This is a genomic window from Shewanella sp. A32, from assembly GCF_029167175.1.
GTDB classification, from domain to species: Bacteria; Pseudomonadota; Gammaproteobacteria; order Enterobacterales; family Shewanellaceae; genus Shewanella; species Shewanella yunxiaonensis.
Genome location: NZ_JARFTS010000008.1, coordinates 57,675 through 74,683 on the forward strand (window position 1 = coordinate 57,675; position 17,009 = coordinate 74,683).

Annotated in this window: 13 protein-coding genes; 8 read left to right on the forward strand and 5 right to left on the reverse strand. The window is 49.0% G+C overall.

The window, feature by feature from the left end; all coding sequences use genetic code 11:
• Positions 1-18 precede the first annotated feature (18 nt).
• Positions 19-1,395, reverse strand: coding sequence for an L-serine ammonia-lyase (locus PY479_RS08275; RefSeq protein ID WP_275483467.1), 1,377 nt, complete (start codon positions 1,393-1,395; stop codon positions 19-21).
• Positions 1,396-1,686: 291 nt separating this feature from the next.
• Between PY479_RS08275 and nagZ the strand changes: the two genes are divergently transcribed.
• The 3 genes from nagZ (at position 1,687) to PY479_RS08290 (ending at position 3,745) form a co-directional block, all read left to right on the forward strand.
• Positions 1,687-2,694, forward strand: a complete 1,008-nt coding sequence (nagZ, locus tag PY479_RS08280; RefSeq protein WP_275483468.1) for a beta-N-acetylhexosaminidase — start codon at positions 1,687-1,689, stop codon at positions 2,692-2,694.
• A 78-nt stretch (positions 2,695-2,772) separates the two neighbouring features.
• A complete protein-coding gene (ycfP, locus tag PY479_RS08285) occupies positions 2,773-3,315 on the forward strand; it encodes an alpha/beta hydrolase YcfP (protein WP_212596052.1) in 543 nt (180 codons plus the stop codon).
• 157 nt (positions 3,316-3,472) lie between these two features.
• Positions 3,473-3,745, forward strand: coding sequence for an acylphosphatase (locus tag PY479_RS08290; RefSeq protein ID WP_212596053.1), 273 nt, complete (start codon positions 3,473-3,475; stop codon positions 3,743-3,745).
• On the opposite strand, the gene PY479_RS08295 is transcribed toward PY479_RS08290, so the two are convergent.
• The 3 genes from PY479_RS08295 to PY479_RS08305 form a co-directional block, all read right to left on the reverse strand.
• Positions 3,742-4,773, reverse strand: coding sequence for a CsiV family protein (locus PY479_RS08295; protein ID WP_275483469.1), 1,032 nt, complete (start codon positions 4,771-4,773; stop codon positions 3,742-3,744). The two genes, PY479_RS08290 and PY479_RS08295, sit on opposite strands and share 4 nt — an antisense overlap.
• On the reverse strand, positions 4,773-8,237 hold the full coding sequence (gene mfd, locus PY479_RS08300) for a transcription-repair coupling factor (protein WP_212596055.1): 3,465 nt from the start codon (positions 8,235-8,237) through the stop codon (positions 4,773-4,775). Before mfd ends, PY479_RS08295 begins: the two co-directional genes overlap by 1 nt.
• A gap of 76 nt (positions 8,238-8,313) precedes the next feature.
• Entirely contained in the window at positions 8,314-8,886 is a 573-nt protein-coding gene (locus PY479_RS08305; RefSeq protein ID WP_275483470.1) for a hypothetical protein, read from the reverse strand.
• Between the two features lie 116 nt (positions 8,887-9,002).
• Between PY479_RS08305 and PY479_RS08310 the strand changes: the two genes are divergently transcribed.
• From PY479_RS08310 to lolE, 3 genes are read left to right on the forward strand one after another with little or no spacing between them, the layout of a single operon-like run.
• The gene (locus tag PY479_RS08310; protein ID WP_212596057.1) at positions 9,003-10,235 is read left to right on the forward strand and encodes a lipoprotein-releasing ABC transporter permease subunit; all 1,233 of its coding nucleotides are present in this window, start codon (positions 9,003-9,005) and stop codon (positions 10,233-10,235) included.
• Between the two features lie 16 nt (positions 10,236-10,251).
• Complete coding sequence (gene lolD, locus PY479_RS08315) at positions 10,252-10,947, forward strand: lipoprotein-releasing ABC transporter ATP-binding protein LolD (RefSeq protein ID WP_212596545.1); 696 nt, start codon at positions 10,252-10,254, stop codon at positions 10,945-10,947.
• Positions 10,944-12,197, forward strand: a complete 1,254-nt coding sequence (gene lolE / locus PY479_RS08320) for a lipoprotein-releasing ABC transporter permease subunit LolE (RefSeq protein ID WP_212596058.1) — start codon at positions 10,944-10,946, stop codon at positions 12,195-12,197. The genes lolD and lolE overlap by 4 nt, the downstream gene beginning before the upstream one ends.
• 55 nt (positions 12,198-12,252) lie before the next feature.
• On the opposite strand, the gene PY479_RS08325 is transcribed toward lolE, so the two are convergent.
• On the reverse strand, positions 12,253-12,762 hold the full coding sequence (locus PY479_RS08325) for a DUF2062 domain-containing protein (protein ID WP_212596059.1): 510 nt from the start codon (positions 12,760-12,762) through the stop codon (positions 12,253-12,255).
• Positions 12,763-12,851: 89 nt separating this feature from the next.
• Here PY479_RS08325 and PY479_RS08330 point away from each other — a divergent pair, with 89 nt between their 5' ends.
• The gene (locus PY479_RS08330; RefSeq protein ID WP_275483506.1) at positions 12,852-15,161 is read left to right on the forward strand and encodes a DNA internalization-related competence protein ComEC/Rec2; all 2,310 of its coding nucleotides are present in this window, start codon (positions 12,852-12,854) and stop codon (positions 15,159-15,161) included.
• A 40-nt stretch (positions 15,162-15,201) separates the two neighbouring features.
• Positions 15,202-17,004 (forward strand): lipid A export permease/ATP-binding protein MsbA, encoded by a 1,803-nt coding sequence (gene msbA / locus PY479_RS08335; RefSeq protein ID WP_275483507.1) that lies wholly within the window; start codon positions 15,202-15,204, stop codon positions 17,002-17,004.
• Positions 17,005-17,009 lie beyond the last annotated feature (5 nt).

A 17,009-nucleotide genomic window follows, 5' to 3' on the forward strand; every position in this document is an offset into this window, starting at 1 on the left:
GTATATAATGTTGTGGTATCAGCATTCGACAATATTCACCGCGAGTCCTCCCTTCGCGGTTTCTTTGTACTTACTGCGCATATCTTTGCCGGTATCCATCATGGTTTTAATCACTTTATCCAGTGATACCTTGTGATTGCCATCGCCACGTAATGCCAAGCGAGAGGCGTTGATCGCTTTTACGGCGCCCATCGCATTGCGCTCTATACAAGGAACTTGCACCAAGCCTCCCACGGGATCACAAGTCAAGCCCAGATTATGCTCCATACCGATTTCGGCAGCGTTTTCGACATGTTCAACAGTCCCGCCCATGATCTCTGTCAGCGCCGCTGCCGCCATGGAACAAGCAACACCGACTTCGCCTTGGCATCCCACTTCAGCGCCAGAGATTGATGCATTCTTTTTATATAAGATGCCAATTGCCGCAGCTGTCAGCAAAAAGCGGGCGCAGTTATCTTCGTCTAATGGCTCCACAAAGGTATCGTAGTAGCTCATGACCGCCGGAATAATACCGGCAGCCCCATTGGTAGGGGCAGTTACAACACGTTCACCAGCGGCATTCTGCTCATTAACAGCCATCGCAAACAAGTCGACCCAGTCCATGGCATTCAGTGGATCGATAGTATTTTTACTTTCCGCTTTAAGACGACGGTATAAGGCTGGCGCCCTACGTCGTAGTTTGAGACCTCCCGGCAGTATTCCTTCCTTACGGCAACCTTTATCGACGCATTGCTTCATGGTTTGCCAGATATGCCAAAGTTTCGCGGTGACTTCACGCTCAGGCAGTATGGTCATTTCATTGGCATACATCAGCGATGAAATACTCAGGCCATTATCAACACATAAACTGACTAGTTGACTAGCAGTATTAAAATCATAAGGAACTTGAGGTAACGGGGTCGCAGGCGAGGCATTCTGTTGCTGGATTTCCTCTTCATTCAAGATAAATCCACCGCCAACAGAATAATAAGTCCGTTGAGTAATACATTCACCGTTTCGCCAGGCAGATAAGGTCATGGCATTGGCATGGGCTGGAAGTGTCTTACGGCGATGATAGGTGATACCGTTTTCCAGCGTGAATTTAACGATTTGGCCGCTTGCGAGCGTTAACGACTCACGGTCGTGTACTTGTTGCAATACCGCTTCGACCTTGTCGGTATCGACAGTTTCTGGATCTTCGCCCATTAATCCCAGAATGACCGCCTTTCCTGTACCATGACCTTTCCCTGTTTGTCCTAATGAACCGAACAGCTCGGCGCGTAGTTCATCAACTTGCGGTAACAGCTCTTCTTGTAACAGACGTTCAATGAACAATTTGCCGGCTTTCATAGGCCCAACAGTATGGGAGCTGGAGGGGCCGATGCCGATTTTGAACATGTCAAATACGCTGATCATGAAATATAAACCCTGATAGTGCTCGATATCGTTGTGCTTCCTGTAGCGCAAAACTCGCTCCCAGTGAAATTTACCGGTAATCTTAGCGGTAATTTGCTGACCGGATATTGAATTAAGTATCCCACATTTTGTGATAGGTAATGCATTAGATATTTTAATCTATATATGCTCGCATTAGTCAGACTAACATTGTGGCTTGCTGCGCTATTAGTCAGTATAGATATAGTGTGCGCGAATATCTTGGTGAGACTGAATCATCGGCAGTAGTATCAATTTCTATAAGGAAAATGCATGAGTTATTTAATGCTGGATATCGCAGGAATCGCTTTACGGAACGATGAAGCAGAAGTATTGCAGCACCCAGCAGTTGGTGGCGTTATCTTGTTTAGCCGCAATTACAGTAATCGTTCACAATTGATTGAGTTGGTGCAATCGATACGGCAAATAAGGCCGGAGTTGGTCATCGCTGTTGATCACGAAGGGGGACGTGTTCAACGGTTTCGAGAGGGTTTTAGCCAGATACCCGCGATGGGGAGTATTTTGCCTGCTGCTGAAAGTATCGAACAAGCGATGAATTGGGCGCGTGAGTTGGGCTTCCTAATGGCGGTAGAGTTACTCGCTTGTGATATCGATTTAAGCTTTGCTCCTGTATTGGATCTGGATGGTATCAGTGAAGTTATCGGTAAACGTAGTTTTGCTGCCGAACCGGCGAATGTGGTTACATTAGCTCGTCGCTTTATCGAAGGCATGCATGATGCCGGAATGGCGGCCGTCGGCAAGCATTTCCCGGGGCACGGTAGTGTGGCCGCTGATACTCATCATGCGCAGGCTGTTGATGACCGTTCGTTGGCTGATATAAAGGCAAATGATATGGTGCCGTTTAAGGCCCTGATTACTGAGGGAACGCTGCAAGGGATTATGCCGGCGCATGTGATCTATCCGCAGGCAGATAGTCAGCCCGCTGGCTTTTCAACCTTTTGGCTGCAACAGGTATTACGGGGCGAGTTAGGCTTTAATGGCGTTATTTTTTCAGATGATTTGGGAATGAAAGGTGCCGCATTCGCAGGTGATTACCGTCAGCGAGCACAAGCGGCAATCGACGCTGGATGCGACATCTTACTGGTGTGTAATGAACCCGAAGGGGCCAGAACATTGCTGCATGATTTTTTGTGGCCAAAGTCGCCTGAGGGATTATTGGCGTCATTAAAGCCTGATAGTACTAGATTGATGAAAGCACTGGAGAATGACACTCGTTGGCAGCAGGCGGTGACACTTGCGTCAGAGCTTCTTCCCAGTTAATTTGACTTGGCACAAGATCTTTTGTGCGCAGGTTGGTTAGTTTGGAGAGAGAAACCGTCAGCTAAGGAAATCGTGACGATGATTTTATATCTGCATGGCTTTGATGCCACCAGTCCTGGCAATTATGAAAAAGTCAGACAATTGCAGTTTATTGACGATGATGTGCGATTGTTGAGTTATAGCACGCTATACCCTAAACATGATATGCAGCACCTGCTCAATGAAGTTTGCAAACAGCTGAAACTGACCAACGATAAACAACCCTTGTTGGTGGGGGTAGGTTTGGGGGGCTTTTGGGCTGAACGTATTGGTTTTCTGGCGGGGATCAAAACGGTGTTAGTTAATCCCAATCTCTGGCCGGAAGAAAATATGCCCGGGAAAATTGACCGTCCCGAAGAATATGTCGATATTGCGCAAAAATGCGTGAAGGAATTTCGACTCAAGAATCGTGGACGGGCACTGTGTCTTCTTTCGGTCAACGATGAAATACTCGACAGTCAACGAAGTGAAACGTTACTGAGTCAATATTATGAGGTTATCTGGGATCGTCAGCAGCCTCATAAATTTCCATCATTATCCAGTCATATGGTATCGATTAAGGCCTTCAAAAAGCAGCTTTAATTGATGCTGATGATGGTAAAAACAATTTAGGTTGTCGTACCAAGGCAACTGCAGGTGGACGTATGGCCTGATGTAATGGACATCACCTTTTTATTTTTGCTTTTTCGCGTTCGTAGTGCTTGATTTATAAGAGCAATGACAAAGGGGAGCGGGTAGCATGAAAAGGGTGATGATCACCATTAGGGGCAAAGTGCAGGGCGTTGGATTTCGATATTCAGCGTTGCAGAAGGCCAATGCGCTTGGGGTTACCGGCTATGTCAGCAACATGGATGATGGCAGTGTACAGATCCTGGCGCAAGGTGCTTTCCCTGCTGTCGATCAGCTAATTGCCTGGTGTGAGACGGGACCAGCAAATGCCAAAGTGGACAACGTATTTGTAGAAGAAGACGAGGCAGATGAAATCTACCTCGACTTTTCTATTACCGTTTAATTTTGTAGCGGCTGGATATTCTTGGTGGATGGCGTAGTTGTCTCAGCCGCCGGTGGCGTCTGCGGTTGATCATCTTCAATCTCCTGAGACTCCGGTTCCTGTTGCGGCTCAGCTCCATCTGGTTGCTGCATACGTCTTACCTGCAGAATCATGCCCATTGCCGGATGGTCAAAATAGTGAATTTCCGTGCTACGGATCCTGCGGTTTTGTTCCATTGGCATGCTGTAAAGGTAAGGGATGACAGTTGCAGGCTGCCCCTCCAATGAAATGCTTTTTTGCCCAGCTTGACGCAAGTTAAAGCGGGTTTCTACGTATAGATAGTGATTTAGGTAGATATTCAACAGTCCATCAAATTTCCATACTGGCGCGGGCTTTTCCTGTGGCATCAACTCGTTAATTCCACCAAAACTGCTTTGGGTGACAGCTTGCTGGCTGATCGGTAGTCCATTAGCTTGGAAACGCTCAGAAAAATCTTGCCCTGCAAACAAGTGCAAGGGCTGAGCCTGACGCCGTGGCTTCATTTCTTGTTTCCAGGTCATATGCAACAGCGATTGTACGCCCGCTTGGCGTTGGAGTTTAGCAATCATGTCCCCAAATTGTGCCTGGTCTGCGCCTTCCAGCACTGCGGTCTGTAAATCTGCGGTCTGAACATTCTTTGGTAATACATTGACGGGCATAATTTTCGGCATTACCAAGGTGGTAGCACTTTCCAGCCCATGGCACGGTTGTTGTGGCTGAGTATTAGTACCATCGCTGTTACTTACACTACCAACGGTATTCCAGCTGTTTTTGCCACAATCACCTAATGCCATGCTGACGCCGGTAATATCACTGGCAACTTGTGGCGTAAGCAAATCCACTGCATTAGTGGTTTTTAAGTCCAGTGGAGTGTCAGGCCAATGTTCATCACTGTGGGATTGGCGTTCAAAAACATAGATTTCCACTTCGTACCATGGATACTGTGCCGCCTGAACAATGGGACTCAGAGCCATTGTTGTCAGCGCTGCCAGCAGAAATTTTGCAAACACTATTTATCTCCCAGAGTGTGTTGTGCTAACTGTGCTAATAGCAACGTAGCCAGATCTAATCGCTGCTTACTACTCTCAGTTGCCATCGTGAACTTTAACTTATTCGGACCATCCATTCGATAGATTTGTGGTTGAGATTGGAGAAGCCCAATAATGAAACCAGGATCGATCCGATGATCTTCACGAAATTCGAGACTGCCGCCGCGACTGTGCATCTCCAGCTTTTTAATTCCCAAACCGGTGGCCTGGTGTTTCAGTAGCGTCATCTGCATGAGATTGCGGGTGGCTTCCGGCAACAAACCAAAGCGGTCGATGAGTTCTACTTTTAGCTCATCTAATGCGGTTTCACTGCGGCAATTAGCAATGCGTTTGTACAGCGACAGGCGAATATTCACATCGCCGACATAATCTTCCGGTAACAGCGCCGGGATCCGCAGTTCCAATTCGCTCTGTTCATTAAGCATTTGTGCCAGAGATGGTTCTTTACCTTGTTTGAGCGCATTCACGGCTGATTCCAGCATGTCCATATACAGGCTGAAGCCAATTTTTGAGATATGGCCACTCTGTTCTTCACCGAGCAGTTCACCTGCACCTCGAATTTCCAGATCTTGTGTTGCTAACATAAAACCTGCGCCCAGATCTTCGAGTGCATCAATCGCTTCAAGGCGTTTTCTGGCATCAGTCGTCATGCGTTTGGGATGCGGTGTCATCAGGTAGGCGTAGGCCTGATGATGTGAACGGCCAACACGACCGCGGAGCTGGTGCAATTGCGCCAGTCCAAACATATCGGCGCGTTCGATAATTATGGTGTTGGCACTTGGAACGTCGATACCGGTTTCAATAATAGTGGTACAGACCAAGACGTTATAACGACGGTGATAAAAGTCCGACATCACGCGTTCCAGATCGCGTTCACGCATTTGCCCGTGGGCCACAACGACCTGAGCCTGTGGCACCAGTTCCCGAATATCTTCGGCGGCTTTTTCGATAGTCTCCACATTGTTATGCAGAAAATACACCTGCCCACCACGGAGAATTTCACGTTGAATCGCTTCGCGTACAGTATTTTTATCGTATTCGCGGACAAAGGTTTTTACCGCCAGTCGTTTGGCCGGCGGGGTAGCGATAATCGACAAGTCACGCATCCCTGACATCGCCATATTCAGCGTCCGCGGAATAGGGGTTGCGGTGAGCGTCAGAATATCCACATTTGCTCTTAAGGCCTTAATCTTCTCTTTCTGACGTACGCCAAATCGATGTTCTTCATCGATGACCAATAAGCCAAGGTCTTCAAAGCGTACTTCAGAATTCAGCAGTTTATGGGTTCCGATGACGATATCGACCTTGCCATCGGCAAGTGCGTCAATCACCTGTTGTTGCTCTTTCGCTGTGCGGAAGCGTGACATCACTTCGATGCGCACCGGCCAGTCGGCAAATCTGTCCTTAAAGTTTTCATAGTGCTGTTGCGCCAGTAGCGTAGTTGGTACTAACACCACCACTTGTTTACCTGCATTAACTGCGACAAATGCTGCGCGCATGGCAACTTCCGTTTTACCAAAACCCACATCGCCACACACCAGACGATCCATCGCAACCGGCGATTGCATGTCCAGCAACACGGCATCAATGGCGGTTTCCTGATCTACTGTTTCTTCAAACGGAAAACTTTGGGCAAACAGCGCGTAATCCTGTTGATCCAGTTTGGCTGCCACGCCGGGGCGGGACTGGCGACGGGCATAGATGTCGAGCAGTTCTGCCGCAACATCTCGGATCCGCTCAATCGCCTTCTTACGGGCTTTGTCCCAGGTGTCATTACCCAGTTTGTTGAGGCCCGGTTCCTGATCCGGCCCGACCGTATAGCGGCTGATAAGATGCAGTGACGACACCGGCACATAGAGTTTGTCACCACCGGCATACTCCAACTTGAGATATTCAGCCACCATGCCGCCAGCATCAAGGGTTTCCAATCCTTGATACAAGGCTACACCATGTTCCAGATGCACAATTGGTTGACCGACTTTCAGTTCCGCCAAATCGCGAATAAGCGCGTCCTGACTGATCTGTCGCTGTTTATCGCGGCGTCGCTGCTGTGAAATACGCATACCGAACAGTTCGGTTTCACAGATGATGCTCAACCGAGGATCCTGCAACTGACAACCGACCGACAGTGGCGATACTATCAGGCCGATACTGCTATCACTCTGCAAAAACTCACGGATACCGCCGAACAACAGCGGCTTGAGATCGATTTTGGCTAATAATTCCAGCAGTGCTTCGCGGCGACCTTCAGATTCGGCACTAAATAAGATTTTGTCATGTTGTGCGGTAAACTCTGCCAGCGCAGCGAGCGGCTGTTTCTGTTTATGATTAACGCTCAGATCTGGAAGCTGATTAACGGCTGCATGCCACTGATGCTTATGGCTGTCCGGCAGGTCTACTTGAACACGCGGCAAGACTTTAAAACTGCCGAAAAGTTGATCGGTCAGCAGATAAAGATCCTTGGGTGCCAGCAGTGGTCGCAATGGATCAACGCGGCGGTCTTCGTAGCGGTGTTGTACTTGGGTCAAATGGGCATCGGCAGCAGTTTGTAAATCACCAATAGTGATTAACTGCACGTCACTGCTCAGATAATCGAACAGGCTGGCTGTTTCATCGAAAAACAATGGCAGGTAGTTTTCAATACCTGCTGGCATCAAGTGACGGCTGACTTGCTGATAAACTGACTCAGGTTCTTTAACTACCACTTCAAAGTAACGCCGGTAGCGCAGACGAAAACCTTCAATCGCCGCATCGTCGGTTGGAAATTCGCGAGCTGGCAACATGCGGATCGCGTCAACCGGCTCCTGAGATAGCTGGGTGTCAGCATCAAAATAGCGGATAGACTCTACTTCATCATCAAAGAGTTCGATTCGCAGCGGCGCTGTCGAGCCCATCGGGAAAATATCCAGAATAGAACCGCGGATGGCGAATTCGCCATGTTCATAGACTTGACCAACTAAGTGGTAACCGGCATTCACCAAATGTTCACGCATCTGTTGTAGCGGATAGTGGTCGCCTTGTTTCAGCAACATCACATTGGCGCTGAGAAATGCCTTAGGCGGTAATCTCACCATCAGTGTGGTCACCGGGACGATCACTAATGCCTGTTTTGCGCTGGGCAGACGTGATAGCGTTTCCAGTCGCTGTGAGATCAGGTCCTGATGTGGTGAAAAACTGTCGTAAGGCAGGGTTTCCCGGTCTGGAAACAGCCACACTGGCACTTTATCCGCAAGCAAATAGCGCAGTTCAGCTTCGAGTGTCAGCGCCGTTGGTGTATCTGGTGTCACCAGTAGCGTGATGCCACCGTGCTGTTGCGCCAAAGAGGCTAACGTTAATGCTCGGGGCACACCTTCTGGCAAGCCAAGGTAGCGGATATCTCCCGCTTTGGTGGCACCCTGCGGTGCCAGAACAGAAAAAACGGTCATTGAAGCGGCAAAAAAAGGTTCATTCTGAAAGGATTGCGCACATTGTAGAGATTTGCGTCGGCGAGTACCAGTGTCGTCAGCGGCTCACTTTGCGGAGCTTCAGTTGTTTCTGCTGGATCACCAGGCTGGCTTTCACTAGCTGTTCTACCTCAGCTTCAGTGATAACACTATATTCCATATCCAGCAGATATAACCCTGGATTATCGGGATCTTCGCGACTATCAGTGACTTTAGCCATGCATAAGACTGACAGGATCTCTTCGCGCACAAACAACAGTAATTTAACCAGACTACCACGCGGTAAGGTTATCTGGCTTTGCAGCCGTACGCCGCTGCCACCAAATTGTAGACCGATACAGTGTTCGCCATCCCGCGCTTCCTGTTCCAATAGGTGCTGGAGTACCAAATCGATCTTGCGTGATTGCAATTTCAGATATTCCACAATGGCTCGGCCATCGTCACCCATCTGCCGCAGGTGAATGAGGCAGTCACCTTCAAGCGCTTTGACTTCGCCCATCAACTGCATCCCTTTGGATTTCATAGCTTGCAGTTGTGCTTCATCTGGCAATGGCAGTTCTGCTGGCCATAACGAAATATAAGCGTCAAATGGGTGCGGCACACTGAAATAAGCACTGGATTCTGGAAACAAGGCAAAGTCTCTTGTATTTAACCGGTCAATCCACCTATTATCGTGCCCACTTCAATGATTTAGCAAGCTTGGCGCGGATTTGGCCGTGTCATGGTTGAGGAGACGCTGTTCTGTCCATGAACCCGGTTCTTTCCTGTTTTATTGGTTACCGTTATTGGCGGGCACGTAAGTCTAATGCCTTTGCCTCCTTTATCACTTTTTTTGCAGTCAGTGGTATTTTCCTCGGAGTCGCCGCACTCATTATTGTCAGTTCAGTAATGAACGGTTTAGAAGGGCAACTCAAACAGCGGATTTTAGGTGCTGTACCACAACTCACCGTGCATAGTGAACACCCCTTCAGTGATTGGCAAAATTTGGCTGAGTCGCTGAAAACTCTACCGGGAGTGCGTGGCGCGGCGCCTTCTATCGCCACACAAGCGATGGTGCAGTCCAGCGAGAATATCAGTGCAGTGCAACTCTACGGCATCATTCCAGATGCTGATCGTCAGTTGTCACCGATCGCTGACCATACATTTCCAGAAGCCTACAACGCGCTGCGGAGTGGCAGTTACAAGGTGCTGCTCGGTGGCGAGTTAGCCAGACGACTGAATGTCAGTAGCGGTGATAAAGTGCGGCTGCTAAGTGGTGATGGCGTGGTGTATTCACCATTAGGGCCGGTGCCAAGTCAACGCACTTTTGTGGTCGCGGGCGTATTTGATATGGGATCACAGGTTGATGCCAATGTTGCCTATATCCATTATGCCGATGCTCGCCGACTAATGCGTAAGTCTCCAGATGCAATCCAAGATTTACGCTTGTTCTTGACCGATCCGTTTGCCGCGCCGCAATTGACGCCAAAAGTCGAGCAGTTATTGGCAAAACAAGGTTTAAACGTTTCAGCCAGTGATTGGCGCGATAGCTATGGCCACCTGTTTGCTGCTGTAAAAATGGAAAAGAACATGATGTCGCTGATGCTCAGCCTGATCATTGCCGTTGCTGCATTTAATATCGTATCGGCACTGGTGATGATGGTGGTCGATAAAACATCAGATGTAGCGGTGCTGAAAACGCAGGGACTCGGGCGTGTGGACATTATGCTGGTGTTTGTGTTTCAGGGATCACTCAATGCGTTGTTGGGTCTAGTGCTCGGGCTGGCGTTAGGTATTACGGCGACCGAATATATCAATCCGCTACTTAACAGTGTGGGGATCAGTATTCTTGGCCCCGGTCAGTTATTACCGGTGATTATCAATCATCAACAGTTACTTGCAATTGCCATCGGCACTGTCGTCATCACGTTACTGGCGACACTTTATCCGGCGTTACGAGCTGCAACGGTGCAGCCAGCCAATGCCCTTCGTTATGAATAAAGCTAAGAGAGAACAGATGCAGAATATGCCATTACTGCAAGTCCAAGGGGTCAGCAAGAGTTATCAAGAAGGTAAACTTAGCACACCGGTGTTGCATGAGGTGGCGCTGACAGTAAATGCGGGTGAGCAATTAGCAATTGTTGGCAGTTCGGGCTCGGGGAAGAGCACCTTGTTGCATATTATCGGCACACTGGATAAGCCAAGCGCAGGGCAGGTATTATTGGACGGTGAAGAGCTGTATCAGGTCTCAGCCGCGCGACAGGCTCAAATTCGCAATCAAGCGTTGGGTTTTATCTACCAGTTTCATCATTTGCTACCTGAGTTCACTGCGCTGGAAAATGTCTGTATGCCGGGCTGGATCGCCGGGCGTAATAAACAAGAGGTACGGCAGCAGGCTGAAGCGTTGCTAGCCAGGGTGGGACTCGCCCATCGACTGCAACATTTACCCTCTGAACTTTCTGGCGGCGAGCGGCAACGCGTGGCGATTGCCAGAGCGTTAATCAACAACCCGAAACTAGTCTTAGCCGACGAGCCTACCGGCAATCTGGACGCCAGTAGCGGTGAAGCGGTTTACGAGTTGATTAGAGAACTGGCCTCGCAGTTGGGGACTGCGTTTGTGGTTGTCACTCATGATCATCAGTTGGCGGCGCGTATGGATCGACAACTGCAAATGGTCGATGGCCATTTGAGTGAAATGGAGAACCACGTATGAAATCGGCGCTGCCTTTACTGATCGGTTGGCGTTTCTATCGGGCGCGGCAGCGCAGCGGCTTTGTCAGTTTTATCTCTTTTGCATCCACTGCTGGGATAGCGTTAGGTGTGGCAGTGCTTATTTTGGTGCTGTCTGCGATGAACGGCTTTGAAAGTGAACTGGAAAAGCGCTTGTTGGGCGTGGTACCTCAAGGCGAACTGCTCTCCGCCGGACAACCCATTAGCGATTGGCGACAGATGGTGGCAGATGCTAGTGCCATTAACGGTATTACCGCCGCCGCACCCATGGTAAAAATTCAGGGATTGATACAGAAACCTGGCGGGTTTGCTGGGATCCAGATAACCGGCGTTGACCCGACCTTGGAGCAGAAAGTATCCGCCCTTGGCAATTACCTGTCTCAACAAGGCTGGCAGAGTCTGGAAGGCGATGCCAATCATATTGTGATGGGACAAGCGTTGCTGAAAAAACTGGGGTTAAAAATCGGCGATTCCGTGACGCTTTACCTACCCCCGCCTAAAAGCCAATCTGCGGCAACAGATATCGGTCGTGCGCGTAGCCATACCTTGGTTATCAGCGGCAGCTTTAGCGTCGGTGGTGAATTAGACTATGCCAATGCTTACATGCCTTTAGCTTATGCTCAAAAACTGATGGGGCTTGGCGATGCGGTTAATGCGGTGCGTATCAAGGTTGCCCGGGTTTTTGAAGCGCCAAGACTTATCCGTGAACTTGGTTACCAGCAGCAACAGATGCTTTATATCAGTGACTGGACGCGCACGCAGGGCCATCTTTATCAGGATATCCAGATGGTACGTACCATTATGTATCTGGTTTTAGCACTTGTTATTGCGGTAGCTTGTTTCAATATTGTCTCGACGTTGGTGATGGCGGTGCGGGATAAAGCGGCAGAAATTGCAATTTTAATGACGATGGGATTTAGTCGTAAAGCGATGATGGCTGTGTTTATGGTGCAGGGTGCACTGAACGGGGTCGTCGGCTGTGCGATTGGCACGGTCGTCGGGGTGTTATTGGCGCGTAATCTTTCAGCAATCACGGCATTTATTGAAAAGCTGACTGGCCACCAATTCTTGTCAGCTGATGTCTACTTTATTGATTTTTTGCCATCTCGGTTGGAGTTGTCAGATGTAATACTGGTATTACTGATGGCCCTGATAATGAGTTTACTGGCAACGTTATATCCGGCATATCGCGCCAGTCGTATCGCACCGGCGAGAGCCTTGGCCGCACGCTAAGCATTAAAAATACAACAGGCCGCTTACGCGGCCTGTTGACTATGGCGACACATACTTATTTTCCGCGGCGTTTCTGCCACTGCATATAGATTGAATATTGCCAGGCGCTTCGCACGACCGCATATCCCACCACGGCACTGATAACGCCGAAGACAAAGCATCCCAGGAAAAAGGGCGGCGCAATGGTTGAAAAGGACTCTTCAATCCATTTCCATGATAATTCGAAGGCAAACTGTTCTGGCGGATGGTGCAGTATTTTGGCGCCGGCCAGATACGCCAAATAAAACATCGGTGGCATAGTCACTGGATTGGTAATCCAAACTAATGCGACTGAGACTGGCAGATTCACGTTAAAGGCAATGGCGAGTGCAGCGGCCAGTACCATTTGAAAAGGCATGGGGATCCAGGCTACGAATAAGCCAATAGCAAATGCACCTGGGGCTGAACGACGGGTAAGTGCCCAAAGATTCGGGTTATTCAGCAAACCACCAAACATACGCAGGTATTTGTGTTCCCGTAGAACTTCGGGTTTAGGTAGGAACTTTTTTATCAGTTTCTTTGGCATAAGATTCGATTGCTGTCTTAACTTAGCTGATGAATTACATACTGAGCGGCTTTTGCCTGGCAATCACGTCGACCATTTTCTGGCCAACGATGCCATCCACTCCATTATCACAGTTAATTATTGCAGGGGCTTTACTTCTGTGCGCACTCTGGCAATGGAATTACGCAAATAACGTAAAAGCGCTAATGTGCGGAGCCCTTGCAGGGATTTTGTGGATGACAGTGTATTGCCATTCGATATTGTCGTTGCAGGAAGTGGACGAATATTCATCGCTTCGGGGACAGACGACACCCCTGACTGTGCGGGGGAAAATCATATCACTGGTTAACCGCAATGGCGACTGGATTAATATAGAAGTTGCTGAATCAAGAAAATCCAATAATGGGATCGCCGCCAGACACTGGCGTCTGGGCTGGGACGTAAAACAACTTTCCCCTCCGGCAACCTTATTACCGCAAATAGGTGAACATTGGCAGTTTCAGGTGCGTCCACGCGCGTTTCCCTCAGTATTAAATCAAGGTGGGTTTAATCAACAACGTTATCTGTTAGCGCAGCATATTACTGTTAAGGGTAGCGTGATTTCTGCGGTGAGAGAGCAGACTGCCGATGATTGGCGGGCGTCATTATTAACGCATTTAGCTCCTATCCTGAACCGATTTAACAATGGCGATATTCTGCTGGCATTGGTGATGGGGGAACGTGTGTATATTGATGAACAACGTTGGCGGCAGCTACGCCAGAGCGGTACCGGTCATTTAGTGGCGATTTCTGGTTTGCACCTGTCAGTAGTTGCCCTGTGGTTGTATGGCTTGTCTCGTTTCGCGTTCACGCGCCTTTGGCCAACCACCGGGCGGCGTAATTTGCTGGTGGCGCAATTACTGGCATTAGCTGCGGCTGCTGTGTATGCGTGGTTAGCGGGTTTTGGAATACCGGTACAACGAGCGCTATTAATGTTACTTGCTTTGATATTGGTCAATCTGTCAATGCGTGCCGTATCTGTTTGGGAGCGCTGGTTGTGGGCAATGGCAGTTGTCTTACTGTTGGATCCTCTGGCCCCGTTAAGTGGCGGCTTTTGGCTGTCATTTATAGCGCTGGCGTTAATTCTGTGGGAGTGGCAACGTCCACGCCTATCAAGTGATGAGTCTTGGCAACGTAGATTTTTCCACTGGTTCAGGCAATTTTGGCGGATCCAATGGCGTTTATGCTTAGGTTTAACGTTGGTGCAGGCGCTGCTATTCGGCGGTATCAGTCTGCACAGTTTTTGGATCAATTTATTGTTAGTCCCCTGGTTCAGCTTGGTGGCGATCCCGCTGGCGTTAATGGCGCTGCTGTTCTGGGGCTGTTTCAGTGTGCTGAATTTTCCTGATAATTTTGCGCTGATACCCTGGCATTTGGCAGATTGGGCCTTGTTGCCAGCCAATGTGTTATGGCAATTAAGTGATCATCTGCCAGGCAGTTGGGTGTTATTGCCGTGGTCATTGACTTTGAGTCTATTGTTCTTACTGGCCGCGGTATTGGTGTGGTACTGGCGTCCTTTCAGCACTTATTTGTGGCTGCCCCTGCTACTATCTTTGCCTGCCGTGTTGCAATTGGGGCAATGGAGTAGCGTGCTTCATTCAAAAGGGTGGCAAGTACATGTGTTGGATGTTGGCCAGGGGTTAGCGGTTGTCGTGCAGCAGGGGCCCCATGCGCTGCTATTTGATACGGGAGCTTCATTTCCTTCCGGATATAGTTACGCTGAACAGGTCGTTTTACCTTTTCTGGCTGCGCAGGGAGTTTGGCAGCTCGACTATTTGTTGGTCAGCCACGGTGATAACGACCATGCTGGCGGTGCTCAGGCAATAATGCAGACATTTCCAGCGACGCAACTGATCACTGATGTTAAAGGCTTACCTGCGTATACTGATTGCCGACCCAAACAATGGCATTGGCATGCTTTAACGCTCACGATACTCGGTCCAGCGACTGCGGCGGCCGGTAACGATGGCTCCTGCGTTTTACGTGTCTCTGATGGCCAACATGTCGTGCTGTTGCCCGGAGATATTGAATTGCCAGGTGAGGTTGCACTGTTACGTCAGGCAATCTCATTGACAGCCGATATCCTGCTAGCGCCACATCATGGCAGCCGAACCTCATCCACTGCCGATTTTGTTGCTGCGGTGCGGCCAACCTGGGTGGTTTATCCGGCCGGTTTGGGCAATCGTTGGCAGTTTCCTAAACCGGAAGTTCAGGCGAGATACCGCAAGCTAAACTCATATCAGTTAGTTACGGGAGAGCAGGGACAGCTAAGCTTTGTCATCAACGATCAGGGGATTGAAGTTTATCCCTACCGTAAACGTATTTTCCCCTATTGGTACAACCGTTTGTTTGGATTTGGTAACACAGGCAATCCAGAGTAGAATGCCGACTTTGCCAATATCATTGCAGTTATCGTCACCCATGACCAATACTCCGAAAAATGAAACCTGGATAGTATTCAAAAGGTTAGTTTCTTATGTCCAGCATCTGAAAAAAGTGTTCATCATTTCCGTACTGGGACTGCTTGGCTACGGTGCGGTTGATGTCACCTTTATGGGTTTTATAAAACCGTTTGTTGATGAGGGCTTTGCACCCAAATCAGCGGTTACCGTGGGTACCGATATTGTGTCCACCCAAGGTTTTCAGTCTGGAAATGATGTGTTGGCGATGGCGCCATTTATCGTCGTGGGTTTATTTATCCTGCGTGGCCTGTTTAACTTTATCTCAACCTACGGTATTTCCTATATGAGTACCAAGGTTATCCAGGAGATGCGCCAACAGGTGTTTGAACACATTCTCAAACTGCCGGTCAGTTATATGGATCAACAAAACTCCGGTAGTCTTATTTCCAAGGTAACCTACGACACCGAACAAATTGCCCGCGCCTCGGGTAATGCGTTGATCACCATCGTGCGTGATGGCATCACCGTTATCGGCATGATTGGAATGATGTTTTTTTTGTCGTGGAAATTATCCATTTTTATTCTGGTGATTGCTCCTGCTATCGCGCTGGTGATCACCATCGTCAGTAGACGCTTTCGCAAGGTTTCCAGACAGATCCAGAATGCGATGGGTTCCGTCACCACGGTGACGGAGCAGATGATCAAAGGCCACAAGAATGTGCTGGTGTTTGGTGGACAGAAGACAGAAGCCGAGCGTTTTGAAAAAGCGAATGATTTCAACCGCTATCAGAATATGAAACTGGCAACCACCCAGGCCATTAGTCAACCTCTGGTGATGATTATTGGTTCCTTCGCCTTAGGGGCGGTGATTTTTGCGGCCAGCCTCGATAGTTTGCGTGGAGAACTGACCGCTGGGATTTTTACTACCGTGCTGGCCTGCATGCTTTCTATGTTACAGCCGATCAAGAACCTGACTCGCATTAATGCTGAGTTTCAGCGCGGCATCACCGCTTGTACCACGGTATTTGAGTTATTGGATACGCCTCCTGAACAGGACAATGGCCATCATGAAGTCGAGCGGGTGCTGGGAAATGTCAATTTTCGCCATGTAGATTTCCGTTATCCTGGACAGGAAAATCGGGCGTTGAAAAATGTGAGTTTTGACGTCAAACAGGGTCATACCTTAGCGTTAGTTGGCCGTTCTGGCTCTGGTAAGTCCACAATTGCCAGCTTGTTAACTCGCTTCTACAGCAACCTGGAACAAGGCGATATACTGCTGGATGATGTCAGTATCTATGATTATTCATTGAAGTGTTTGCGTAGTCAGGTGGCATTGGTCTCTCAGCAGGTGACATTGTTCAACGACACAATTGCCAACAATATTGCATATGCTTATCCGGGAACTGCCAGCCGTGAACAAGTAGAAGATGCCGCCAGACTGGCCTATGCCACGGAGTTTATCGAAAAATTACCTAAGGGCCTTGATACCGAAATTGGTGAGAATGGCGTCACTTTGTCAGGGGGGCAGCGGCAACGTATTGCGATTGCTCGTGCCATTTTACGGGACGCTCCGGTACTGATCCTTGATGAAGCTACTTCCGCATTGGATACCGAATCTGAAAAGGCTATTCAGAAAGGACTGGATAACCTTCGACGCGATCGTACGTCAATTGTGATTGCTCACCGCCTATCAACCATCGAAAACGCTGATGAAATTCTGGTAGTTGATCAGGGCCAAATCGTTGAGCGCGGTAATCATAAGACTCTGCTAGCTCAGGATGGAATGTACGCCAAACTGTATCAGATGCAATTTGGGAGTTAACCACA